We start from the raw sequence: 23,713 nt of genomic DNA, 5'->3' as shown, positions 1-23,713 counted from the left end.
TTGCAGGATCTTCTTTTTTACTTGTGATAGGATAAGTCCACGGTTGTAATAAAAACAATTGAACATCACTCAAGGAGTTAACTTTATGCTAATCCGCCGCCTCGTGATCGCTAGCCTTCTGGCCTGCGCAACCGCTGCCCATGCCGACACCATTACCACCCAGGCCGCACCGCCGTCCGGCGTCGTGTCCGGTTGGACCACCGCTAATGGAACCGACGTGCTGAGTTCCGGTGTGCTGCAAAGTAATCTCAACCTCGTCGCCGGCGTGGCCCACGGCGCCGGTGCGAGCCTCGCAGACGCGCTCTTCAGTAAAGTCTCAAGCAACGGCGCTGGCCAGTCGCTCGTGTTCCAGCAAGGCATCGAGGCGAACTACCTGCTGGCGTCCGGCCATGGCATCCTGGCTGCCACCGCAGGTCTGGGCGCGTCGGTGGTCGGTTCCGCTGAAGGTGCGATCATTTCGAATGGTGGGAGCGCGGCGCCTGGACTGGTTGCCGGCGGCGGCAACCAGACCGTCTCCAACGGCGGCGGCAACGGCGGCGGCAACGGGGGCGGCAACAACGGGGGCGGCACGAACGGCAACGGTTCGGGCGGCACGGGTTCGACCGGCAACGGCGGCCAGGCCGGCGACAACGGCAATCAGCCGGAGGTGATCTTCATCCCGCCACAGGCCAACAAGCCGAACGACAAGGGCCTGGCCATTCCGACCCTGGTCACCCCGGAAGCAAGCGTGCCGGAGCCATCGAGCATCGCGCTGATGCTGCTGGGTATGATGGGCGCCGGCGCGGTCGCCCGCCGCCGCACCCGCTGATTCTCTGCAGGGTGGCTATCCACTCTGCATGGTTTCAAAATTCTTGACTGGACGGCAAAACTGTCGGGTACAATCCTTGTGAACGATCGTGCTTTTCTAGGCGGCGACAACAAGGAGACGACATGGACCTGCACTACACGGACGAGGACCTGGCCTTTCGCGACCAGGTCCGCGCCTTTCTCGATTCCCACCTGCCGAAAGACCTGCAAGCCAAGGTGCTCAAGCACCTGCGGCTGAGCAAGGACGACTTCGTCCGCTGGCACAGGATCCTTGCCGAACAGGGCTGGGTCGCGCCCGGCTGGCCGGCTGAATTCGGCGGCCCCGGCTGGACGCCCGTACAGCGCCACATCTTCGAAGAAGAATGCGCCCGCGCCGGCACCCCGCGCGTGATGCCATTCGGTATCGACATGGTCGCGCCGGTCATCATGGCCTTCGGCAGCCAACAACAAAAAGACTATTTCCTGCCGCGCATCCTGTCGTGCGAAGACTGGTGGTGCCAGGGCTATTCGGAGCCGGGTTCCGGTTCCGACCTCGCTTCGCTCAAGACCACGGCCGTGCGCGGTGTGGACGCGGAGGGTGAGCACTACATCGTCAACGGCCAGAAGACCTGGACCACGCTGGCCCAGCACGCCGACATGATCTTCTGCCTGGTCCGCACCGACCCGTCGGTGCGCAAGCAGGAGGGCATCTCCTTCCTCCTGATCGACATGCATGCGCCCGGCGTCACCGTGCGTCCGATCATCATGCTGGACGAAGACCACGAGGTGAACGAAGTCTTCTTCGACAATGTCCGGGTGCCGGCCGCCAACCTGGTCGGCGAGGAAAACCGCGGCTGGACCTATGCCAAATACCTGCTGGGCCATGAGCGCACCGGCATCGCGGCGGTCGGCCGCAGCAAGCGCGAGCTGGCTTTCCTGAAGCGCCTGGCGCTGCGCGAGCACAAGAACGGCCGCCCGCTGCTCGAGGATCCGCTGTTCGGCGCCAAGGTCGCCGAGCTCGAGATCGAGCTGATGGCGCTGGAGATGACCGTGTTGCGCGTGCTGGCCAAGGGGAACAAGGCGCCCGGGCCGGAAGCCTCGGTGCTGAAGGTGCGCGGCACCGACATCCAGCAGGCCCTGACCGAGCTGATGCTGGAAGCGGCCGGCCCGCTGGCGCTGCCGTTCGACCCGGCCTACCTGGAGGGCGAGAGCGAGCAAAGCGTGGCCGGGGACGACGATGCGGCGCCGCTCGCGTCCTATTACTTCAACTACCGCAAGACCTCCATCTACGGAGGCTCGAACGAGATCCAGCGTAACATCATCGCCCAGATGATCCTGGGGCTGTAAGGAGAACCCAATGAACTTCGATTTCAAGGAAGAGCAGCTCCAGTTCGCCGATGCGCTCAAGCGCTGGATCGGCCGCGACTACGGCTTCGAGCAGCGCCGCGCCATCGTGCGCTCCGAACAGGGGACGTCCGATGCGGCCTGGGCCACGCTGGTGGAGCTCGGCATGACGGCGCTGCCGGTGCCGGAACAGCAGGGCGGCTTCGACGGCACGGCGGTCGACCTGTTCGTCGTGATGCGGGAACTGGGGCGCGGCCTGGTGGTGGAGCCGTATCTCGCCACGGTGCTCGGCGCGCACTTTCTGAAACTGGGCGGCGCCCACGGCGCGCTGCTCGAGCGGGTCGCCGCCGGTGAGCTGAAGCTGGCCTGTGCGCTGGGCGAGCGGCAGTCGCGCCACGACTTGCGCGACATCCTCACCCGCGCGGAACAAGCCGGCGGCGGCTGGCGCCTGAGCGGCGCCAAGAGCGCGGTGGTGCACGGGCTCGAGGCGGGCGTGCTGGTGGTGTCGGCGCGCAGCGCCGGCGGCCAGCGCGACGAAGCCGGCATCACGCTGTTCGCAGTACCGGCCGATGCGCCCGGCGTGCAGCTGAGGACTTATCGTAGCCTGGACGGCCAGCGCGCTGCAGATGTTCGCTTCGACGGCGTCGAACTGCCCGCCAGCGCCATGATCGGCGTGCCGGGCGCCGGCTGGGACATCCTGGAAGCGGCGGCCGATTATGGCGCCGGCCTGCTGTGCGCCGAGGCATTGGGCGCGATGGAAGCGCTGTTCGATGCCACGCTGGAGTACCTCAAGACGCGCCAGCAGTTCGGCGTCCCGATCGGCAAGTTCCAGGCGCTGCAGCACCGCATGGCCGACATGGTCATCCACCTGGAGCAGGCGCGTTCGATGGCCTTGCTGGCGGCGGTGAAGCTCGATGCCGGGGACAGCGCGGAGCGCCGCCGCGTGGTGTCGGCGGCCAAGTACCGCGTCGGCCAGGCGGCCCGCTTCATCGGCCAGCAGGCGGTGCAGCTGCATGGCGGCATGGGCGTGACCGACGAGCTGGCGGCCGCCCACTACTTCAAGCGCCTGTCGATGATCGAGCTGACGCTGGGCGACCGCGACCACCACCTGGCGCGCTTCATGGCGCAGCCGGGCTTCCGGCAGGCTGCCTGAGGAGGGCACATGACGCGTCAATGGTATTTCGAGGATTTTTATCCCGGCCAGGAGATCGCGCTCGGCGAGCGCCCCGTGACCGAAGAAGAGATCATCGCCTTCGCGCGGGAGTATGACCCGCAGCCCTTTCACGTCGACCGCGACGCGGCCGCCGCCTCGATCTATGGCGGCGTGATCGCCAGCGGCTGGCATACCTGCAGCATGATGATGCGGATGGTGGTCGACGGCATGATGTGCAGCGCGTCGAGCATGGGTTCGCCAGGCCTGGACGGCGTGCGCTGGCTGCGCCCGGTGCGTGCCGGCGACACGCTCAGCGTGCGCTACCTCACCACCCAGGTCAAGGCCTCGAACTCGAAGCCGGATCGCGGCGTGGTGTGGTCGAAGTGGATCGCCACCAACCAGCACGGCGAAGAGGTCTGCACCATCGAGGGCATGGGCATGTTCGGGCGCCGTCCCGCGGGAGCGGGCGATGCCTAGATCGATCCCGTTCGCCGACCTGCCGCGGCTGGTCGGCACCGAAGTGGCGGCATCAGGCTGGTTCACGGTCGGGCAGGAGCGTATCGATGCCTTCGCCGAGGCCACCGAGGACCGCCAATGGATCCACGTCGATCCGGAGCGCTGCGCGCGCGAGTCGCCCTTCGGCGCACCGGTGGCACACGGCTTCCTGACCCTGTCGCTGCTGCCGGCGATGCTGGAGAGCGCGCTCGTCATCGAAGGCATGCGCATGGGGCTGAACTATGGGCTGAACCGGGTGCGTTTCCCGGCGCCGTTGCCGAGCGGGAGCCGGGTGCGCGGGCGCTGGCTGCTCGCGGCCTGCGAGCCGATCGAGGGCGGGGTGCAGTTGACGTGGAGCGTGACGATCGAGCCGGAAGGCGAGGGCGCCAAGCCGGTCTGCGCCGCCGAGTTCCTGGTGCGCGCTTACGTTTGACTAGGAAAAAGTGTTCTTCCCTGAGTTAGCAGTAGATCCGTCATCCCGGCGCAGGCCGGGATCCAATTCCGTAGCGTAGTGCTGCAATCCGCGTTAGCCGATACGCGAGCAAACTTGGGCCCCGGCCTTCGCCGGGGCGACGGGCTGACTACTTCGGTACAGCAGGTGGTGCGCTGCTGAACTAAGCTTGCGGCCCCGCGTACTTCGCCAACTCCAGCTTCGCCACGGCATTCCGGTGCACCTCGTCCGGCCCATCCGCCAGCCTGAGCGCCCGGTTCCCCGCCCACTGGTAAGCCAGCGGGAATTCATCCGACACGCCCGCCGCGCCATGGGCCTGGATCGCCCAATCCAGCACGTCCTGGGCCACGTTGGGTGCCAGCACCTTGATCATGGCGATCTCCGCCTGCGCCACCTTGTTGCCGACCGTGTCCATCATATAGGCGGTCTTGAGGGTCAGCAGGCGCGCGGTGTCGATCCGGATGCGGGCTTCGGCGATGCGTTCGCGCCAGACGCCCTGGTCCGACAGCTTGCGCCCGAAGGCTACCCGGCTCTCGAGCCGCCTGCACATCAGCTCCAGGGCGCGCTCGGCCACGCCGATGGCGCGCATGCAGTGGTGGATGCGGCCCGGCCCCAGGCGGCCCTGGGCGATCTCGAAGCCGCGACCCTCGCCGAGCAGCATGTTCGCGGCCGGCACGCGCACGTTCTCGAACCGGATCTCGCAATGCCCATGCGGTGCGTCGTCGTAGCCGAACACCGGCAGCGGCCGCACGATGCTGATGCCCGGGCTGTCGGCCGGGACCACGATCATGGATTGCTGCTGGTGGCGTGCGGCAGCCGGATCGGTCTTGCCCATCACGATGAAGACCTTGCAGCGCGGGTCGCCGGCGCCGGAGATCCACCATTTGTGGCCATTGATGACGTAATGCTCGCCGTCACGTTCGATGCGGGTGGCGATGTTGGTCGCATCCGACGAAGCGACGTCGGGCTCGGTCATGGCGAAGGCCGAGCGGATGTCGCCGCGCAGCAGCGGCTCCAGCCAGGTGTTCTTGATCTCTTCCGAAGCGTAGCGCTCCAGCGTTTCCATGTTGCCCGTGTCGGGCGCCGAGCAGTTGAAGACCTCGGGCGCCCAGGGCACCCGGCCCATGATCTCGCACAGCGGGGCGTAGTCGAGGTTCGACAGGCCTTCAGGCGCGCGGGTGGAGCGCGGCAGGAACAGATTCCACAGTCCGGCCTCGCGCGCCAGCGGCTTGAGGCGCTCGATCAGGTCCAGCGGCAGCCAGCGCGTGCCCTTGTCGCGGGCATTGGCCGCGATCTCTTCGCTGAAGGCGCGCTCGTTGGGATAAATGTGATCAATCATGAAGGCGAGCAGGCGCGCCTGCAGTTCCTTGCAGCGCTCCGAATAGGCGAAGTCCATGTGCTTGTCCTTGCAATAGGGGGATCAGTTGCTGCGCGAGGCGAACTGCCAGGCCATCTCGGCCATGGGGCGCGCCGCCTTGCCGTTCTCCAGGGCCTGGGCGCTCGCGGCGGTGCCGTCCACGTAGCGCTTCATGATCCCCTGCATGATGCCGGCCAGGCGGAACATGTTATAGGCCAGGTAGAAGTCGAAGTCCTCGGCGCGGATCGTCTTGCCGGTGCGTTCGCAATAACGCGCCACGTAGTCGTCCAGGGTGGGTATGCCGAGCCCTGCCAGGTCGAGGCCCGCGATGCCGCGGAAGCGCCCAGGTGGGATGTGCCAGCTCATGCAGTGGTAGGAAAAGTCGGCCAGCGGATGGCCCAGGGTGGACAGTTCCCAGTCCAGCACCGCCAGGATGCGCGGCTCGGTCGGGTGGAAGATCATGTTGTCCAGGCGGTAGTCGCCATGCACGATGCTGGTGTCGTCGCCGGGCGGGATGTGCCGGGGCAGCCATTCGATCAGGCGCTCCATCGCCTCGATTGGTTCGGTAACCGAGGCCTGGTACTGCCTGGTCCAGCGCTCGATCTGGCGCGCGAAATAATTCCCCGGCTTGCCGTAGTCGGCGAGGCCGACCGCCGTGTAGTCGACCGTGTGCAGCTTGGCGATCACGCGGTTCTGTTCGTCGTAGATGGCGGCCCGTTCGCTCGGGCTCATGCCGGGCAGCGACTGGTCCCACAGCACGCGGCCCTCGACGCACTCCATGACGTAGAAGGCGCGCCCGATGATGGCCTCGTCCAGGCACAAGGCGTACTGGCGCGGCACCGGGAAGCCGGCACCGTGCAGCGCCGTCATCACGCGGTACTCGCGGTCGATCGCATGGGCCGAGGGCAGCAGCTTGGCGGCCGGCCCGGGCTTGGTGCGCAGTACGTAGCGTTGGCCGCCCGCGGTGAGCCTGAAGGTGGGGTTGGACTGGCCGCCCTTGAACTGCTCGGCGAGCGGGGCACCGCCGGGGTAGCCCTCGACCTGCGCGGCGAGCCAGGCGCCCAAGGCGTCGACGTCGAAGCGCTGGCGTTCGGACACCTCTTTGGTGCCCATCATTTCCTCGTACATGGCGTCTCCATGATTGTGCTTTGTTCTTTATTCTAGCGTGGAAGCGTACGGCCGTGCTATTTTTGAATGCGCCTATCTGCCTTTGCTGTATTGGGCGAACAATTGCTCCATGGTGGTGGCGCGCGCATCCGGTTGCAGCGGTCCCGGCGGCACGTAGTTGACGAAGCGGACCACCCAGTCGGCCGGGTCGTCGCCGACGTCGAGCGCATTGATGCAGCCGGCCGCCTGCGCCAGCCCGCCCAGGAACAGGCGCTGGCCGGTCAGGGCAAGCGACAAAATCGCGCAGTTGACGCCGCCGTGCAGCACCAGCAGCAGGGTGTCCCAGTCCCGGTCCGCGCGCAGCCGCGCGATGGCGGGATGGACCCGGTCCATCATCTCGCCCACCGATTCGCCGCCGAGGAAGCGCTGGTCCTCGTCCACCAGGCCCTCGAAGGCGCCGGTGAAGGCGCGCTTCAGTTCATCGGTCGGAATCGCGGACAGGCGGCCGCCGCGGATCTCGTGCAGGTCCGGCCAGGTCTCCGCTTCGATCGGCTGGCCGCTCGCCGCCAGCACCCGCCGGGCCGTTTCCACGGTGCGCGGCAGGCCGGAGACGATCACGCGGTCGAAGCGCACGCCGGCCTCGCGGAAGGCGTGGCCGGCAGCGTCGGCCTGGAGCTGGCCGGCCGGGTTCAGTGCCACGGTCTCGGGAAGATGGGGGCGGCCGGTGTCGTCGAAATAGGTAACGCTGCCGTGCCGCATCAGGTAGATGCGGCGACGCTGCGCCGGTGTGCGGGGCTCATCCATGGGGGCGTCCTTGTCGTTTTTTCTTGGCCATCTTACACGCGATGCCATTTCATCGAGGCGAAACGGCGACACTTTTCGTCACTATCGATAATTCCGGCAGTCAATTTTTGTATGTTCTGGCATAAAATATTCGCTGCAAGTAATAAAACAAGGGATGTCATGGCAAGGCCGGAAAAAATTCGCCTCGGCGAGGTGCTGATCCAGCAGAAACTGCTGTCGGAAGAGCAGCTCAACCAGGCGCTGGCGGACCAGAAGCGCACCGGGCGCAAGCTGGGCCGCGTGTTCGTGGAGAGCGGTTTCGTCACCGAAGACCAGATCTCGGGGGCACTCGCGCGCCAGCTGAACATCCCCTACATCAATCTCAAGTTCTACAACATCAACGCCGAACTGGTGCGCCTGCTGCCGGAAACGGCCGCGCGCCGTTTCCGCGCCCTGGTGCTGGAAGACCGCCGCGAAACCCTGCTGGTGGGTGTCTCCGACCCGACCGACTTGTTCGCCTACGACGAGATCGCGCGCCTGCTCAAGAAGACCGTCGAACTGGCCGTGGTCAACGAGACCGAGGTGGTGGGCGCGATCGACCGCATCTACCGCCGCACCGACCAGATCACCGACTTCGCGCGCGAGGTCGAGCAGGACCTGGGCGACACCTCGATCGACTTCGGCGCGCTGGCCGCCAACCCAGGCCTGGAAGAGGCGCCGATCGTCAAGCTGCTGCAGTCGGTGTTCGACGACGCCGCCCAGGTGCGCGCCTCCGACATCCACATCGAGCCGCAGGACGGCCGCCTGCAGATCCGCTTCCGCATCGACGGCGTGCTGCACCTGCAGACCGAGGCCGACCTCAAGGTGGCCACGCCGCTGGCGCTGCGCCTCAAGCTGATGGCCGACCTCGACATCTCGGAAAAGCGCCTGCCGCAGGACGGCCGCTTCGCGGTCAAGGTGCGCAACCAGCGCATCGACGTGCGTATCTCGACCATGCCGACCCAGTACGGCGAATCGGTGGTCATGCGTCTGCTGAACCAGGGCGGCACCACGCTGCGCCTGGACGCGATCGGCATGCCGCCGCGGATCGTCGAGCGATTCCGCGCGCTGGTGCAGCGTCCCAACGGCCTGGTGCTGGTCACCGGCCCGACCGGTTCCGGCAAGACCACCACCCTGTACAGCGCGCTGTCCGAGCTGAACTCGGTGGAGAAGAAGCTGATCACGGTCGAGGACCCGGTCGAATACCGCCTGAAGGGCATCAACCAGGTGCAGGTGAACGACAAGATCGACCTGTCCTTCGCGCGCGTGCTGCGCTCCGCGCTGCGCCAGGACCCGGACATCGTGCTGGTCGGCGAGATGCGCGACCAGGAAACCGCCCAGATCGGCCTGCGCGCCGCAATGACCGGCCACCTGGTGCTCTCGACCCTGCACACCAACGATGCCGCCTCGACCCCGCTGCGCCTGATGGACATGGGCGTGCCGCGCTATATGGTGGGCGGCTCGCTGCAGGCGGTGCTGGCCCAGCGCCTGGTGCGCGTGATCTGCGAAAGCTGCACCACGCCTTACCAGCCGACCCCGGGCGAAGTGACCTGGCTGCGTTCCGAACTGGGCGAGCGTGCGGCCACCACGGCCTTCTTCCACGGGAAGGGCTGCTCGCACTGCAACGGCACCGGTTTCCGCGGCCGTACCGGCGTCTACGAACTGCTCGAGATGACGCGCGCCGTCACCGAGGCGGCCAACCATCCGGACCCGGGGCACTTCCTGAAAGTGGCCCACGCCGAGATGGAGGGCGAGACCTTGCGTCGCCACGGCGTCAGCCTGGCAGTGCAGGGCAGGACCACCATCGCCGAGGCGATGCGCATCAGTAACCAGTACGACGACTGATGCCTTACTTTTCCTACAAGGCGCGCAACGGCGCCGGCGAACTCCTGCAGGGCATCCTCGAAGGCGCCGACAGCGGCGCCATCGCCGACCAGCTGTTCGGCAGCGGCGCCACGCCGATCGAGATCAGCCCCAGCCGCAAGGGCCCGGGCTCGAAAGCGGGCGGCGAGGGCCTGCTGGCGCGACTGAACGAGAAGAAGGTCACGTCGATGGACGTCCAGCTGTTCAGCCGCCAGATCTACACCCTGCTCAAGTCCGGCGTGCCGATCATGCGCGGCCTGGCCGGCCTGCAGGAATCGGCCATCAACAAATCCTTCGGCAAGATCATCAAGGACCTGCGCGAGTCGCTCGACGCCGGCCGCGAGCTGTCGACCGCGATGGCGCGCCATCCCAAGGTCTTCGACACCTTCTATCTGTCGATGGTGCGGGTGGGCGAGATGACCGGCCGCCTGGAAGAAGTCTTCCTGCGGCTGTTCGACCACCTCGAGTTCGACCGCGACATGCGCGAGCGGGTCAAGACCGCGCTGCGCTATCCGACCTTCGTCATGATCGCGATGGCGATCGCGATGGTGATCGTAAACGCGTTCGTGATACCGCAGTTCGCGTCGGTGTTCAAGTCTTTCAAGGCCGAGCTGCCGCTGATGACCCGAATCCTGCTGGCGACCTCGAACTTCACGGTCGCCTACTGGCCGGCCATGCTGGCCATGGTAGGCGGCGCGGTGTTCGGCTTCCGCAGCTGGGTCGCAACCAGCAAGGGCCGGATGGCCTGGGACCAGTACAAGCTGCGTTTGCCGATCGCCGGCAAGATCATCCACAAGGCGACCATGGCGCGCTTCGCGCGCAGCTTCGCGCTCTCGACCCGCAGCGGGGTGCCGATCGTGCAGGCCCTGACGGTGGTGTCGCAGACCGCCGACAACGCCTACCTGTGCTCACGCATCGAGGGCATGCGCGACGGTGTCGAGCGCGGCGAGAGCATCCTGCGCACCTCGGTGGCCGCCAACGTGTTCACCCCGATCGTGCTGCAGATGATCGCGGTGGGCGAGGAATCGGGCTCGCTCGACGAGCTGATGGACGAGATCGCGCAGATGTACGAGCGCGAGGTGGATTACGAACTGAAGACCCTGTCGAGCCAGATCGAACCGATCCTGATCACCTTCCTCGGTGTGATGGTGCTGATCCTGGCGCTGGGCATCTTCCTGCCGATCTGGGACCTGGGCAAGGCTGCCCTGCACGGAGGGAATTGATGCGGCTCATCCGGGCCCGGGGAGCGACCCGCTTCGAGTTCGCCGTCTGCGCCATCGTGACGGCGCTGCTGGCGGGGGTGCTGCTCGGACGGCTGCTCGAGTGGCGCGCGCAGTCCGAGCGGACCGCCGCATACCACGTGGTGGGGGCGCTGCGCACTGCCATGGCGGCGCGGGCGGCCCAGTCCGGAGCGGCGGGCGGACAGGAAGCTTTAGTTGCCTTATTGCAAGAGAACCCGATGACCTGGCTTGCCAGAAAGCCAGCGAACTATCTTGGCGAGTACTACTCGCCCGACCTGGCGACATTACGGCGTGGCGCATGGTTCTTCGACCGTACTGATCGCACTGTCAATTATTTGCTAAGTAGCGACACTTTTTCTTCTGGGACATCTAACTTGCTCAAGTTCAAGGTAGAATTATCCAGTTCGAATTATCCGGCCGGTAATAGCGGGCGGAGCCGGAAGCTCGGCGCCCTGGTCATCGACGAAGTCGGGGCCGGAAACCAATAACCCAAGACCGCGGGCTCACCCGCACAATTTCTACGGAGAGAATTACATGAACAAATATTCCAGCAAGGGCGCGCAGGGCGGTTTCACCCTGATCGAACTGATCGTCGTGATCGTGATCCTGGGCATCCTGGCTGCGACCGCGCTGCCGAAGTTTGCCGACCTGGGTGCTGATGCCCGTCTGGCCAGCCTGAAGGCCGCCAAAGGCGCCGTGTCTTCGGCTTCCTCGCTGGTGCATGCGAAGGTATTGGTGAAGAACCATACACAGTCGACGATCAACATGGAAGGCGTGACCGTCAGCCTGGACGATGGTTACCCAAGTGCCGGCGCTTCGCTGGCTCAGGTTGCTGGCCTGAGCGCGACCGACTACGATTTCGGCACCGTAGCAGCAGGCGGCGTTCAGACCTTCAAGGTGAAGGGCGCAGCCGATGAGAGCAAGTGCGCATTCACCTACACCCAGGCAACGTCGACCAGCGCACCGGTGATCGCGGACGTTACCGGTCTGGATTGCAAGTAATCGACCGTCCCAGCTTCGCTGGGAACTCTCACCCTGGACAGTGATGATGAACCGATGAACCATCGTTTCAACATGGCGCGCCAGGGTGGTTTCACGATGGTCGAACTGATCATCGTGATGGTCCTCGCCGGCATCCTGGCAGCCGTCGCCGGCAGCCGCTTCTTCGAGCGCAGCGGTTTCGACGCCGATGCTTTCGCGGACCAGACCCGCGCCTTGCTGCGCTACGCCCAGAAGGCGGCTATCGCGCGCAACACCCCCGTCTTCGTCCAACTCGACGACAACCGGATCGCCCTCTGCTATGACAAGCCGCAGGGCAACTGCGCAGCCGCGAACCGGGTCGCCGCACCCGCCAGCGGTATCGGGGGCGCCGCTTCCGAAACCCACTGCCAGGATGAGCGCTGGTTCTGCCTCGGCTTGCCTGAGGGTGTGCAGGTCTCGCTGTCCGCGGCCATGACCGAATTCAGCTTCGATGCCCTGGGGCGCCCGATCGCGACCAGCGGCAAGTTCGACGGCCTCGTCATGACCATCGCCAGCCCCGGCGAAACCCGCACCGTGTCCGTGAACCAGGAAACCGGCTATGTCCAGTAAGCCGGCGCGCACAAGCTTCCAGGCGGGCCTGACCATGATCGAGCTGATCATGTTCATCATGATCATCGGCGTCGCGCTGGCCGGCATCGTCGGCGTCCTGAACCTCACCACCAAGGCCAGCGCCGATCCGCTGCGCCGCAAGCAGGCCCTGATGATCGCCGAAGGCCTGCTCGAGGAAGTCCAGCTGGCGCGCTTCACCTACTGCGACCCGACCGCCGACAAGGCCGGCGACGAGGCGGTCAATGGCAGCGCGGACTGCGACGTGCCCGAGAACTGGGGCCCGGAAGCGGGCGGCAAGCGCCCCTTCGACAACATCAACGATTATGCGGCGGCCGCCAACGGCGCTGTGAACGCTTTCAACAATGCCGACGGCAAGCTGACCGACGCCAACGGCGAGCCCATGAACGTCGAAGGCTATACGGCCAGCGTCAGCATCACGCCGGAATCGATCGGCGGCATCCCCATTGCCAATCCAGCCTCGGCCGACGTCGACGTGCTGCGCATCCGCGTCGAAGTCCGCTACGACGGCGAGAGCATCGTGCTCGACGGCTACCGCACGCGCTACGCGCCGAATTTCCTATGAAGACGCCGATGACTACCGGCCGCGCGCGCGGCTTCACGCTGGTCGAGGCGGTCCTGGTGATCGTCATCATCGGCATCATCGGCGCCATCGTCGCCGTGTTCATCCGCGCCCCGGTGCAGGGCTACGTCGATACCGCCGCGCGTGCCGCCGCGACCGACGAGGCCGACCTGGCGCTGCGCCGCATGGCGCGCGACCTGCGCCTGGCGCTGCCCAACAGCGTGCGCGTCAACGACGAGGGCAGCGCGGTCGAATTCCTGCTGACCAGGACGGGCGGACGCTACCTGACCATGGACGACGACGTGGACAAATTCCCCGTCCTCGATTTCGACAACGAAACGAACCGCAGCTTCACTGCCGTGGGCGGCACCATGCGCCGCATCGAGAAGGGCGACTTCATCGTCGTCTACAACGTCGGCGGTGGGGCCGCGGATCTCGAGTCGGACGCCTATCAGTACAGCTCCGGCGCCAAGGGCAGGAACATCGAGCGGGTCGCCGCCGTCGACTATGCCTCGCCCGACAATCCGATCGTGACGATGGACAGCAATCCCTTCGCCACCCAGACCATGCCGATGCGATCGCCCAGCGACCGCTTCCAGGTCGTGACCGGTCCGGTCAGCTATGCCTGCGAGCCCCTGCAAAACGGGGGCAACGAACTGGTGCGCTATTGGGATTACGCGATCTCGCCCGGCCAGAACGCGCCGCCAAAAGGCAAGCCGCAGCGCGCCGTGATCGCCTCGCACGTGGCCGACTGCAGCCAGATCTTCCGCTACGGCAGCGACGCCACCCGGCGCAGCGCGCTGGTGATCCTGAACCTGGCGCTGCGGGTCGGCGAGGACAGCGATGCCCTGGTCCGCCTGGTCAGCCAGGTCCACGTGGACAACACCCCATGAAGCCGATCGCACAGTTTGTTCTCCGTTCGCGCCAGGCCGGTGTCGGCCTGGTCACCGCGATTTTCCTGCTGGTCGTGCTGGCCGGTCTCGGGGTGGCCTCGGTCACCCTGTTCACCTCGCAGCAGGCCAGCGCCAACCTCGACCTCGAGGGCGCCAAGGCCTACCAGGCGGCGCGCGCCGGCATCGAGTGGGGGCTGTACGAACAGCTGCGCCACGGGCGCTGCGTGGACGGCACGTCCTTCGGCTTTCCCGCCACCAGCACCCTGGGCAGCTTCCGCGTGACGGTGGGCTGCATCCCGCTCAACGAGATGAAGAACGCCGACGGCGATCCGGTGATGCGCTGGCGCCTCCGTGCCGTGGCCTGCAACCAGCCGGTCGAAGGCGCCTGCGGCCAGCAAGCCCCGAACAATCCCGATTACGTACAACGCCGGCTCGAGGTAGAGATATGAGAACGCTGCTGAACTTCACCCGCATGGCGCTGTGCGCCGGACTCGGCGTCCTGGCCGCACCGGCCGCCGCCGAACCCCTGGCCCTGACCAAGTCCTTCGAAGGCAACCTCAATTTCGCCGGCACCCAGGCCAGCCTGCAGAGCAAAAGCAGCGGCGCCAAGGTGTGCGACCTGACCAGCAGCGCACAGGCAGGCATCACGCTGCCCACCGGGAGCAGCGTGGTCTCGGCCACCCTGTACTGGGCCGGCACCGGTGCGATCGATACCGAAGTGTCCTTGAATGGCAGCGCGGTGACCGCGCCGGCGGAACGGCGCTACAGTTCGTCGATCGACGGCCTGACTTACTTCGCCGGCGCAGCGGACGTGACCGCGCTGGTGCAGGGCAAGACTTCGTTCACCTTCGCCGGCCTGAGTGTGTCCACGGCCGACATCTACTGCTCGAACAAGCAGAAGGAAAACGCGATCGTGGCCGGTTTCGCGCTCGCCGTGGTGTACTCCCACGCGTCCGAGCGCTACCGCACGGTGAATGTGTACGAAGGCCTGCAGGCCGTGAAGAACACCAGCCTGACGGTGCAGATGCCCGACTATACGCCGCCTGCCGTGAACACCGGTTCCGGGCGCTTCGCCTACATCGTCTGGGAAGGCGACAAGACCGGCCAGCAGAAGGGCGACTATGTCACGTTCGCGGACCAGGTGGTGCATTACTCGCCCTACGTCCAGAAGGACAATGCCTTCAATTCCAAGAGCAGCGCCAACTTCGACGAAAATTCGGGCGGCATCGACTTCGACGTCTTCGATCTTCCCGGTCCTCCCGCGTCGACCGGCGATGCCAAGGCGGTGTTCACGACCGCGAACGACCGGGTACTGCTCGGCACTGCCATCGTCGCCCTGCCGTCGAAGCCGGCCGACCTGTCCATCAAGAAGACTCAAGCCGGAGAATTCAAGCTCGGCAACGAGATCACCTATACCCTGGCCGTGAGCAACGAGGGTGCCCGTGCCGACGCCAACGTGGTGGTCCGGGACACGCTGTCGGGCCTGCTGACCTATGTGTCGGCCAGCGGTACCGACTGGACCTGCACGCTCGCCGAGCGGACGGTCACCTGCAAGTACAACAAGCCCCTGGCCCCCGGCGCCGGCGCCAGCGTCCAGATCAAGGCAAAGATCACCACCGACGGCAAGGTCACCAACACCGCCGAGGTGTCGGGAACGGCCGATGGCGTCCCCGGCAACAACAAGTCGACGGTCGAAGGCGATACCGGCGGCCTGCCGGTCAGCCGGGATGCGTATGTGTTCACCACCGGCCCCTGCCTGGCGAATGCGGTGATCAAGCCCTCGGGCGAGGGCTGCGCCCGGTTCACGGGACCGGTGCTGGCCGGCAGCAAGCCCACGATCTACATCACCAGCGCGCAGAGCGGCGTCGCCAAGGCGCCCAGCACGACCGGCGCGACCAACGTAAACGTCGTCTTCAGCCTCGAATGCAATAACCCGACCACGACGGCGGGCACCGACGCCAGCTATGCAGGCAAACCGCTGGGCGACTGCGTGGCGAACGATACGCCGGCCGGCAGCGCCGGTGCGGCGGCCACTCTCCAGTTCGCGGCGAACGAGGTGTCGAAGCCCTACGAGTTCCATTATCCGGACGTGGGACGGGTAACCCTGCGCATGCGTGACGCCGTCGGCAATGTCATCGCCAGCAGCTTCAGTTCGCTCCCGAGCTCCCTGAAGGCCGCCTACAGGCGCGGCGATGGCGTGCTCAACCCCGGCAGTTCGGCGCTGACGGAAGCGGGCTTTGCCGAGGCCGGCGAGCCCTTCCAGGTCGTCGTGTCCGCCTACGGGGTGGACGGGAACACGGTCATGCAGAACTTCGGTCGCGAGTCCGGCGAGTTCGCACTGGCCGGCAAGCTGGAAGTCCTGGTGGATGGGGATGACCTCGAAACCAGGCTGCTGGAGTCGCAAAGCGAATGGAATGTCAGCGCGGGGACACTGTCCCGTGGCTTTGTGTGGAACGAGGCGGGGACGGCCCGGCTCAAGACCAGCCTGAACGGCTACCTGGGCAGCAGCGTCACGCTGGCGACCGATTTCGTGACCGTCGGCCGTTTCTATCCCGCCTACTTCAGGACCGAAACCGATGGCGGCTTCGGCTGCCTCAAGCGCATGGGATGCCCGGCGGATGCCCCTCAGCTGGTGACCCGCGCAAGCTTCTCGAAACAGTCTTTCGATGCCATCGTCCGCGCCTACGGACGCAATGGACAGGTGCTGCAGAAGTTCAAGGATGCCCTGGTGCCGGCCATTACCCTGACCGCCGTCAGCATGCCCGGTGAAACCGGCAAGGAACTCGACAAATTCAGCAAGGGCGCCGACCCGGCCGCTGCGACCGAGCGCCAGGTCGCCTACCGGCTGGCCACGGGCTACGACGCCAAGGCCGGCACCCGCAACTGGACCGTGCCGACCGCCGTGCACGTGCGGGCCAGCGCGCCGGAGCTGCGCAAGACCGCGGCCGGCGCCGAGCCGCACACCATCAGTTCGCTGCGCGCGGGCACCCCGTCGGTTGAAGGCGGCATGATGGTGATCAACGGCCGCCTCATGGTGGGCAATACGCTCGGCACGCCGCTGGCGAAAACGCCGGTGCCGCTGCGCGCGCAGTACTGGAGCGGCAGCGCCTGGGAGGCGAACAGCCTGGCCGAGCAAACGGAGCCGGTCATGGGGACGGTGGAGTTTTCCGAATGCCGCCGCAGCCTGCGCCTGAACACGGCGGCGAACGGCGCCTGCGACATGAGCGTCGTCATGGTCGCCGGCACGAAATCCGGCACCGAGCAGGTCGCGCTGCCGATGCTCAAAGACGGCAAAGCCAACCTGATCCTGGCGCCGGTCGGAGACCGGACCGGCAACGTCGACCTGTTCATCAATGGCGAGGAATACCTGCCGAGTACCTTCGGCCGCGTGAGCTTCGGGCAGTTCAAAAGCCCGGTTATTTACGTGCGCGAGATGTATTGACAAATAAACGTGGCAAAGCGGCCCTAAAAACTGCTTGTTTTGAGGGTCAAGTCTAGATTTTGTGATCCCATGAGGCTCGGCTTGAATATAATCAAGTCTTTGCCGTACCGAAATCATTTCCGGGATTACAGACCGCTTGCATGCGTTTTTTTAAGAGAGCCAAGAAAAAAGATGGCTGGCTGACCATTGCTGTCCTCGACGACGCGGTGGTGGCCACCAGCATCAAGCCGGTCACGGAGGGCATGCCCTTCGTGCGCTTCGCCCATTTCTTGCCCGGCAAACCCGACGTGGAGGCCCTGGAAAAGGCCGCGCGCGAAGGGCAAGCCAATGCCTACCGCTGCGTGACCCTGCTCGGCCCCGGCGAATACCAGCTGATCAGCCTCGAGGCGCCCAACGTGCCGCGCGAGGAAATGAAGACCGCGGTGCGCTGGCGCCTGAAGGACATCCTCGACTTCCCCGTCGACGAGGCGACCGTCGACGTGCTCGACATCCCGGTCGACGCCAGCCAGATGCGCGCCCAGCAGTCGGTATTCGTGGTGGCAGCCCGCAATAGCGTGGTCAAGCCGCGCCAGCAGCTGTTCCGCGATGCGAAGGTCGGGCTCAGCGTGATCGACATTCCCGAAATGGCACAGCGCAATATCTCGGCCATGCTCGCGCCTGAAAGCCGCGGCATCGCCATGCTGTCGTTCAGCCCGGATGGCGGCCTGCTGACCGTGACCTATCGCGGCGAGCTCTACCTGTCGCGCCGGATCGACGTCACCCTCGACCAGCTGCTCGAGCCGGACCACGACCGCAAGCACGCCAGCTTCGACCGCATCACCCTGGAACTGCAGCGCTCGCTCGACAACTTCGAGCGCCAGTTTTCCTTCATCAGCATCGCCAAGCTGCTGCTCGGGCCCTCGAGCGTGAGCGGCCTCGACGATTACCTGTCGAGCAACCTGTACACACCGGTCGAGACGCTCGACCTGGCCAAGGTGTTCGACCTGAGCAGCACGCCCGACCTGCTCGACGCCGCCATGCAGCAGCGCTTCTTCATTCCGCTCGGCGCCGCCCTGCGCACGGAGGAGGCGGCATGAGCCAGCAGATCAACCTGTTCAACCCGCAATTCGAGCCGCAGAAGAAGGTGCTGTCCGCGGCCACGATGGCGTTCTCGCTGCTGGTGCTGGCGGCCGGCCTGGCCGCGCTGGCCAGCTACGGCAGAGTGCAGACGACGTCCTTGCAGGCCGAGGCCGATGCCGGCGCCAAACGCCTCGAACGGAAGCAGGCGCGCCTGGCCGGCGTCAGCGCCGAGTTCGCGCCGCGCCAGAAGAACAAGGAGATCGACGCCGAGATCGCCGAGGCCCAGGTCCAGCTCGCGGCCTTGCGCAACATCTCGCGCGTGATCGAGCGCGGCGAGCTGGGCGACACCGCCGGCTATGCCGGCTACTTCAAGGCTCTGGCGCGCCAGAGCGCAACCGGGCTGTGGCTCACCAACGTCTCCGTATCCGGCGGCGGCAGGGACATCGGCATCCGCGGACGTACCACCGACCCCGCCACCATACCGGGCTACCTGTCGCGCTTGACCGGGGAGCCGCTGATGCAGGGGAAATCCTTCGCCAGCCTGTCGATCAGCCAGCCCGCAGCCGTCAACGGCCCGGACGGCAAGCCCGCCGCCGCGCCCTGGGTCGAGTTCAGCCTGCAGTCGGTGCCCGAGGAGCCGCGCAAATGAAACAGCGCCTCCTTGCCCTGATGGCGCGCGTCGACGCGCTGACCCTGCGCGAGCGCGGCCTGCTGTTCGCCGCCGTCGCCGCGGTCATCGTCTTCATCGGCCACACCGTCGTGCTGGGACCGATCTACCGCGAGCACGCCGCGCTGCGCACCCAGATCGGCCAGCAGCAGAACAACCTGATGGGCCTGGACGGCGAGATCACCGCCAAGGTGCTGGCCTACCAGGTCGATCCGGATGCCCCGGCGCGCGAGAAGCTGGAAGCCATCAGGCAGGAGACCGCTGCCCTGGGCGACTCGCTGCTGGCCATGGAACACGGCCTGGTGCCGCCCGAGCGCATGGCCCCGCTGGTCGACACCATCCTGCGCGCGAATGCCCGCCTGAAGCTGGTGTCGATGCGCACGCTGCCGGTCGAATCGATGACGGCGCTGGGCGCGGAGCCGCAGGCCGTTTCTGCTCCTGCTCCTGCTCCCGCTCCCGCGGCGGCCGGCGCCGCCCCCACCCCTGAATTGCTGTACCGCCACGGCGTCGAAGTCACCGTGCGCGGCAATTATCTCGACATGGTCGATTACATGAGCGCGCTCGAAGCGATGCCGACCCGGCTGTTCTGGGGCAGGGCGCAGCTCGACGTGGAAGAGTACCCGGCGTCGCGCCTGACGCTCACGCTCTATACCCTGAGTCTGGACCGCAAATGGATGAAGCTGTGAAAAAACTCACCCTGACAATCGTCTCCGGCCTGCTGTATGCAGGCCTCCCGGCCGCCGCGCAGACCCTGGCCGATCCGACCCGCCCGCCGGCCGCCTTCGATGTGAGCCGCCCCGAGGGCGCCGCCGACGGCCTGCCGCGCCTGCAGTCGGTGCTGATCGCGCCGCGCAGCGGCGGACGCCATGTCGCCGTGATCGACGGCGAGACGGTGCGCCTGGGCGACAGCTTCCGTGGTGCCCGCGTGGCGCGCATGACCCAGAACGAGGTCGAGCTGGTGCGCGGCCGCGAACGCCAGGTGCTGCGCCTGGATGCGGCGGCTGACGCCGTCGCGGGCATGACCCGCGCGGCCCAATGACGAAGCCTTCGATGACCAGGACCACGATGATCAAGCTCTCCCTGTTGTCGGGTGCCGTCGCCGGCGCGCTGCTGCTGGCCGGCTGCCAGAGTACGGGGCAGCACGAGACCTATGATGCGATCGGCAAGGAGATGGCCAAGGCCCAGGCCCGCCCGGCGGCTGCGCCGGCGGTCGACGACGCCGTCGCCAACGCGCTGCTGCCCCCGCCCAGCGCGCTCGCCAGCCAGCTGCCGAAGGCCAGGCCGGCCCTCGAGGAACGTTTCAACGTCGCCTTCAACAATGTGCCGGCGCAGCAGTTCTTCCGCTCGATCGTGGCCGGGACCCGCTACAACATGCTGGTCCATCCCGAGGTCAGCGGCAGCATCAGCGCCAACCTGAAGGACGTGACCATCGCCGAGACCCTGGAAGCGATCCGCGAGATGTACGGCTACGACTACAGGATCGACGGCACCCGCATCACGATCCGCCCGCTGACGATGCAGACCCGGATGTTCCAGGTGAACTACCTGACCGCCAAGCGGCGCGGCAGCTCGAACCTGCGGGTCAGCTCGACCTCGGTCGCGAACGCGGGCCGGGAAGGAACCGGCAACCGCAACAACCAGGGGAGCGGCCAGGGCAACCAGGGCGCCAACAACGGGCCGGACACGCTCGGCAACGGCAACGCCCAGGTCGACAGCACCGACATCCGCACCACCTCCGACAACGATTTCTGGGGCGAGCTGAAGCTGGCGCTGGAAGCCATCGTGGGCTCGAAGGAGGGCGGGCGCAGCGTCGTCATCAGCCCGCAATCGGGCGTGCTGGTGGTGCGCGCCATGCCGGATGAATTGCGCAGCGTGGACGCCTACCTCAAGGCGACCCAGCTGGCGGTCGACCGCCAGGTGATCCTGGAAGCCAAGATCCTCGAGGTGGAGCTGAACGACAGCTTCCAGAGCGGGATCAACTGGGCTTCCTTCGCCTCGATCAAGAGCTCGCACCCGAACCGCGTTTCGGGCGGGATGATCGCGCCGGGCGCCAGCTTGGCGCCGCTGCCGTACACCGGCGGCCAGCCGGGGCTGATCAACAATGGCCAGGGCCTGGCCGCCAGCACCGGCTTCTCGCTGTCGAATGCGGCCACCGCGGCCGGTTCGCTGTTCGGCTTCGCCTTCCAGACGAATAACTTCGCCGCCCTGATTTCCTTCCTGGAGTCGCAGGGCCAGGTGCACGTGCTGTCCAGCCCGCGCGTGGCGGCGATGAACAATCAGAAGGCCGTGCTGAAGATCGGCACCGACGAGTTCTTCGTCACCGGCGTAACCAACACCATCAACAGCAACGACAACGGCACCACCAATACGCCGAGCGTGACCCTGCAGCCCTTCTTCTCGGGCGTGGTGCTGGACGTGACGCCGCAGATCGACGACAAGGGCAACATCCTGCTGCACGTGCACCCGTCGGTGAGCCAGGTCTCGACCGTCACCAAGAACGTCGATCTCGGTTCGGCCGGCACCCTGACCCTGCCGCTGGCGGCGTCGGAGACCTCGGAGCTGGACAGCCTGGTGCGCGGCCAGAGCGGCCAGGTGGTCGCGATCGGCGGCCTGATGCGCCAGGTGTCGCGCGGCGATGTCGACCAGCTGCCGGGCGCCGACAAAGTACCGGTGCTGGGCGCGCTGTTCCGCAACAAGCAACGCGTCAGCCAGAAGCGTGAGCTGGTGGTGCTGATCAAGCCGACGATTGTCGAAGGCGCCAACGACTGGAGCCAGGACCTGCTGGATTCGAGCCGGCGCATCGAGGCACTGGACCCGCGGACCCGGGAGCGCAAGTAATGTACGCGGCCCATTTTGGCCTGCGCGAGCTGCCTTTCGGGATCACCCCGGATACCAGCTTCTTCTTCGGCAGCGCGCATTCGCAGGAAGCCTTGAACACCCTGCTGGTGGCGGCGCGCAGCGGCGAAGGCTTCATCAAAATCACGGGCGAGGTCGGCACCGGCAAGACCCTGTTGTGCCGCAAATTCATGGCCACGCTGGGCGAGGGCTTCGTCACCGCCTACATCCCGAATCCCTACCTGGAGCCGCGCACCCTGATGCTGGCCCTGGCCGACGAACTGGAAATCGTGCTCGAGCGCGACGTCGACCAGCACCAGCTGCTCAAGGCGATCAACCTGCGCCTGCTGGAACTGGCGGGCCAGGACCTGCGCGTGGTCCTGTGCCTGGACGAAGCCCAGGCGATTCCCGTGGAGAGCCTGGAAGCCCTGCGCCTGCTGACCAACCTGGAAACCGAAAAGCGCAAGCTGCTGCAGATCGTCCTGTTCGGCCAGCCGGAACTGAACCGCAAGCTGGAACTGGAATCGATCCGCCAGCTGGCCCAGCGCATCACCTTCCATTACCACCTGGGCGCGCTCAGCCGCGACGACCTGGATTACTACGTGGCGCACCGTCTGCGCGTGGCCGGCTTCACCGGCGCGCGCCTGTTCACCCGCTCCGCGATCCGCGGGCTGTACCGCGCCAGCGGCGGCGTGCCGCGCCTGGTCAACATCATGGCGCACAAGGCCATGATGCTCAGCTACGGCCAGGGCAAGCGCGAAGTCGCGGGCAGCCATGTGGCCACGGCGGCGCGTGATACGATCGGCGTGCAGCGCACCATCAATGCCTGGCTGGCCGGGGGCGCCGTGGCCGCATCGGCGGCCGCCGGCCTGGCATGGGCGTTTGCACGATGAGTTTGATCAACAAGATGCTGCAGGACCTGGATGCGCGCGCCGGACAGCCCGGCGCGGCGCCGCTTCCGTCCGACATCAGGCCGGTTGCGCCGACGGAGCGCAGCCTGCCCTGGAAGCGCGTCGCCGTCGTCGGCGGCGTCGCCGTGGCACTGGTGGCGGCGGGCCTGGCCGGCTGGCGCTTGCTGGGACAGAAGCCGGCGCCCGCCCAGGTGGCGGCTCCGGCGGCAGCTGCCGTGCCTGTGAAACCCGCCGAAGTGGCGCCCGTGATTGCCCTCGAGATTCCGGTGCCGCCACGCCAGGATGCCGCCGCCTCGGCTGCGCCTGTCGAGGCGCCGATGGCCGCCGAGCCTGCGCCGGCGGAGGAAGCGCCGCGAGCGGTGGCCAAGGCCGACAAGCCGGCCGCGCCCAAGCTGGCCAAGGCCGTTCAGCCGGCCGAGCGCAAACCGGTGCCGAAGGCGGTGAAAGCCGCGGCGCCGGCGCCTGCCGCGAAGGGCGGCCGGGACGAGACCCCGGCGCAGCGCGCCGAGAATGCCTACCGGCGCGCACTGGCCAGCCTCGACGACGGCCGCGTCACCGAGGCGATCGCCGGCCTGCAGGGAGCCTTGAAAGTCGATCCGCGCCACGAACCCTCGCGCCAGACCCTGGTCAGCCTGCTGATCGAAGCGAAGCGCCCGGACGAAGCGCTGCGCCAGCTCGGCGCCGCCCTGGCGCTCGACGCGCGCCAGCCGGCGATGGCGATGCTGATGGCGCGCCTGCAGATGGAGCGCGGCAGCCCCGGCATCGATACGCTGCTGCGCACCTTGCCTTACGCGGCGGGCAACGGCGAATACCATGGCTTCCTGGCCGGCGCCCTGCAGCGCGAGGGACGCCACCGCGAGGCGGCCGAGCACTACGGAGTGGCGCTGCGCACGGCGCCGCACAACGGGGTATGGTGGATGGGGCTGGGCATCTCGCTGCAGAGTGAGAAGCGCAACCCGGAAGCTGCCGGGGCCTTCCAGAAGGCGCTCGACAGCGGGACGCTGACGCCGGAGCTGCAAGGTTTCGTGGAGCGCAAGCTCAAGCAGCTGGTTCGGTAGGGTGGACGGCTTCGCCGTCCGCGCGTTCAACTCCGGCGTGCGTTGCGGCGACTCGACCG

24 protein-coding genes are annotated in these 23,713 nt (G+C 66.7%); 21 read left to right on the top strand and 3 right to left on the bottom strand.

From position 1 onward, the window contains the following. The first annotated feature begins 103 nt into the window (after positions 1 to 103). The 5 genes from ACSQ25_RS13915 to ACSQ25_RS13895 all read left to right on the top strand — a co-directional run bounded on the left by ACSQ25_RS13915 (position 104) and on the right by ACSQ25_RS13895 (position 4,211). On the top strand, positions 104 to 808 hold the full coding sequence (locus ACSQ25_RS13915; protein ID WP_436106276.1) for a PEP-CTERM sorting domain-containing protein: 705 nt from the start codon (positions 104 to 106) through the stop codon (positions 806 to 808). 122 nt (positions 809 to 930) lie between these two features. Then, positions 931 to 2,133, top strand: a complete 1,203-nt coding sequence (locus ACSQ25_RS13910; protein ID WP_436106275.1) for an acyl-CoA dehydrogenase family protein — start codon at positions 931 to 933, stop codon at positions 2,131 to 2,133. A gap of 10 nt (positions 2,134 to 2,143) precedes the next feature. Then, positions 2,144 to 3,283 carry an acyl-CoA dehydrogenase family protein gene (locus tag ACSQ25_RS13905; protein ID WP_436106274.1) on the top strand — a complete coding sequence of 380 codons (1,140 nt, stop codon included), beginning with the start codon at positions 2,144 to 2,146 and terminating at the stop codon, positions 3,281 to 3,283. Between the two features lie 9 nt (positions 3,284 to 3,292). Next, a complete protein-coding gene (locus tag ACSQ25_RS13900) occupies positions 3,293 to 3,760 on the top strand; it encodes a MaoC family dehydratase (RefSeq protein ID WP_436106273.1) in 468 nt (155 codons plus the stop codon). Continuing rightward, positions 3,753 to 4,211 (top strand): MaoC family dehydratase, encoded by a 459-nt coding sequence (locus tag ACSQ25_RS13895; RefSeq protein WP_436106272.1) that lies wholly within the window; start codon positions 3,753 to 3,755, stop codon positions 4,209 to 4,211. Before ACSQ25_RS13900 ends, ACSQ25_RS13895 begins: the two co-directional genes overlap by 8 nt. Before the next feature lie 181 nt (positions 4,212 to 4,392). Here ACSQ25_RS13895 and ACSQ25_RS13890 read toward each other — a convergent pair whose 3' ends face one another. From ACSQ25_RS13890 to ACSQ25_RS13880, 3 genes are all read right to left on the bottom strand, one after another. Further along, the gene (locus tag ACSQ25_RS13890; RefSeq protein ID WP_436106271.1) at positions 4,393 to 5,625 is read right to left on the bottom strand and encodes an acyl-CoA dehydrogenase family protein; all 1,233 of its coding nucleotides are present in this window, start codon (positions 5,623 to 5,625) and stop codon (positions 4,393 to 4,395) included. Positions 5,626 to 5,649: 24 nt separating this feature from the next. Beyond that, positions 5,650 to 6,714 carry a phosphotransferase gene (locus ACSQ25_RS13885; protein WP_436106270.1) on the bottom strand — a complete coding sequence of 355 codons (1,065 nt, stop codon included), beginning with the start codon at positions 6,712 to 6,714 and terminating at the stop codon, positions 5,650 to 5,652. A 72-nt stretch (positions 6,715 to 6,786) separates the two neighbouring features. Then, positions 6,787 to 7,497, bottom strand: a complete 711-nt coding sequence (locus ACSQ25_RS13880) for a histidine phosphatase family protein (RefSeq protein WP_436106269.1) — start codon at positions 7,495 to 7,497, stop codon at positions 6,787 to 6,789. Positions 7,498 to 7,656: 159 nt separating this feature from the next. Here ACSQ25_RS13880 and ACSQ25_RS13875 point away from each other — a divergent pair, with 159 nt between their 5' ends. From ACSQ25_RS13875 to ACSQ25_RS13800, 16 genes are all read left to right on the top strand, one after another. Beyond that, entirely contained in the window at positions 7,657 to 9,360 is a 1,704-nt protein-coding gene (locus ACSQ25_RS13875; RefSeq protein ID WP_436106268.1) for a GspE/PulE family protein, read from the top strand. Further along, positions 9,360 to 10,601 (top strand): type II secretion system F family protein, encoded by a 1,242-nt coding sequence (locus tag ACSQ25_RS13870; protein WP_436106267.1) that lies wholly within the window; start codon positions 9,360 to 9,362, stop codon positions 10,599 to 10,601. Before ACSQ25_RS13875 ends, ACSQ25_RS13870 begins: the two co-directional genes overlap by 1 nt. Beyond that, on the top strand, positions 10,601 to 11,107 hold the full coding sequence (locus ACSQ25_RS13865; protein WP_436106266.1) for a hypothetical protein: 507 nt from the start codon (positions 10,601 to 10,603) through the stop codon (positions 11,105 to 11,107). Before ACSQ25_RS13870 ends, ACSQ25_RS13865 begins: the two co-directional genes overlap by 1 nt. A 46-nt stretch (positions 11,108 to 11,153) precedes the next feature. Beyond that, positions 11,154 to 11,621, top strand: a complete 468-nt coding sequence (locus ACSQ25_RS13860; protein WP_436106265.1) for a type II secretion system protein — start codon at positions 11,154 to 11,156, stop codon at positions 11,619 to 11,621. 54 nt (positions 11,622 to 11,675) lie between these two features. Beyond that, positions 11,676 to 12,209, top strand: a complete 534-nt coding sequence (locus ACSQ25_RS13855) for a pilus assembly FimT family protein (protein ID WP_436106264.1) — start codon at positions 11,676 to 11,678, stop codon at positions 12,207 to 12,209. After that, positions 12,199 to 12,792, top strand: coding sequence for a type IV pilus modification PilV family protein (locus tag ACSQ25_RS13850; protein WP_436106263.1), 594 nt, complete (start codon positions 12,199 to 12,201; stop codon positions 12,790 to 12,792). Before ACSQ25_RS13855 ends, ACSQ25_RS13850 begins: the two co-directional genes overlap by 11 nt. An 8-nt stretch (positions 12,793 to 12,800) precedes the next feature. Beyond that, positions 12,801 to 13,682 carry a prepilin-type N-terminal cleavage/methylation domain-containing protein gene (locus tag ACSQ25_RS13845; protein WP_436106262.1) on the top strand — a complete coding sequence of 294 codons (882 nt, stop codon included), beginning with the start codon at positions 12,801 to 12,803 and terminating at the stop codon, positions 13,680 to 13,682. Then, positions 13,679 to 14,131 (top strand): pilus assembly PilX family protein, encoded by a 453-nt coding sequence (locus ACSQ25_RS13840; protein ID WP_436106261.1) that lies wholly within the window; start codon positions 13,679 to 13,681, stop codon positions 14,129 to 14,131. Before ACSQ25_RS13845 ends, ACSQ25_RS13840 begins: the two co-directional genes overlap by 4 nt. Continuing rightward, a complete protein-coding gene (locus ACSQ25_RS13835) occupies positions 14,128 to 17,124 on the top strand; it encodes a DUF6701 domain-containing protein (RefSeq protein ID WP_436106260.1) in 2,997 nt (998 codons plus the stop codon). The genes ACSQ25_RS13840 and ACSQ25_RS13835 overlap by 4 nt, the downstream gene beginning before the upstream one ends. Before the next feature lie 140 nt (positions 17,125 to 17,264). Then, entirely contained in the window at positions 17,265 to 18,200 is a 936-nt protein-coding gene (gene pilM, locus ACSQ25_RS13830; RefSeq protein WP_436106259.1) for a type IV pilus biogenesis protein PilM, read from the top strand. Next, on the top strand, positions 18,197 to 18,832 hold the full coding sequence (locus ACSQ25_RS13825) for a PilN domain-containing protein (RefSeq protein WP_436106258.1): 636 nt from the start codon (positions 18,197 to 18,199) through the stop codon (positions 18,830 to 18,832). The genes pilM and ACSQ25_RS13825 overlap by 4 nt, the downstream gene beginning before the upstream one ends. Continuing rightward, a complete protein-coding gene (locus tag ACSQ25_RS13820) occupies positions 18,829 to 19,536 on the top strand; it encodes a hypothetical protein (RefSeq protein ID WP_436106257.1) in 708 nt (235 codons plus the stop codon). The genes ACSQ25_RS13825 and ACSQ25_RS13820 overlap by 4 nt, the downstream gene beginning before the upstream one ends. Further along, on the top strand, positions 19,533 to 19,889 hold the full coding sequence (locus ACSQ25_RS13815; protein WP_436106256.1) for a hypothetical protein: 357 nt from the start codon (positions 19,533 to 19,535) through the stop codon (positions 19,887 to 19,889). Before ACSQ25_RS13820 ends, ACSQ25_RS13815 begins: the two co-directional genes overlap by 4 nt. 11 nt (positions 19,890 to 19,900) lie before the next feature. Then, positions 19,901 to 21,688, top strand: a complete 1,788-nt coding sequence (mshL, locus tag ACSQ25_RS13810; protein WP_436106255.1) for a pilus (MSHA type) biogenesis protein MshL — start codon at positions 19,901 to 19,903, stop codon at positions 21,686 to 21,688. Next, the gene (locus tag ACSQ25_RS13805) at positions 21,688 to 22,578 is read left to right on the top strand and encodes an ExeA family protein (protein ID WP_436106254.1); all 891 of its coding nucleotides are present in this window, start codon (positions 21,688 to 21,690) and stop codon (positions 22,576 to 22,578) included. The genes mshL and ACSQ25_RS13805 overlap by 1 nt, the downstream gene beginning before the upstream one ends. Continuing rightward, complete coding sequence (locus ACSQ25_RS13800) at positions 22,575 to 23,654, top strand: tetratricopeptide repeat protein (RefSeq protein WP_436106253.1); 1,080 nt, start codon at positions 22,575 to 22,577, stop codon at positions 23,652 to 23,654. The genes ACSQ25_RS13805 and ACSQ25_RS13800 overlap by 4 nt, the downstream gene beginning before the upstream one ends. The last annotated feature ends 59 nt before the right edge of the window (positions 23,655 to 23,713 follow it).

The sequence above is a fragment of the Massilia sp. LjRoot122 genome (genome assembly GCF_964252725.1).
In the GTDB taxonomy this organism is placed as follows: Bacteria; Pseudomonadota; Gammaproteobacteria; order Burkholderiales; family Burkholderiaceae_D; genus Telluria.
Note: the sequence above shows the minus strand (reverse complement) of the source record. Positions and strands in the feature narration are given on the sequence as shown.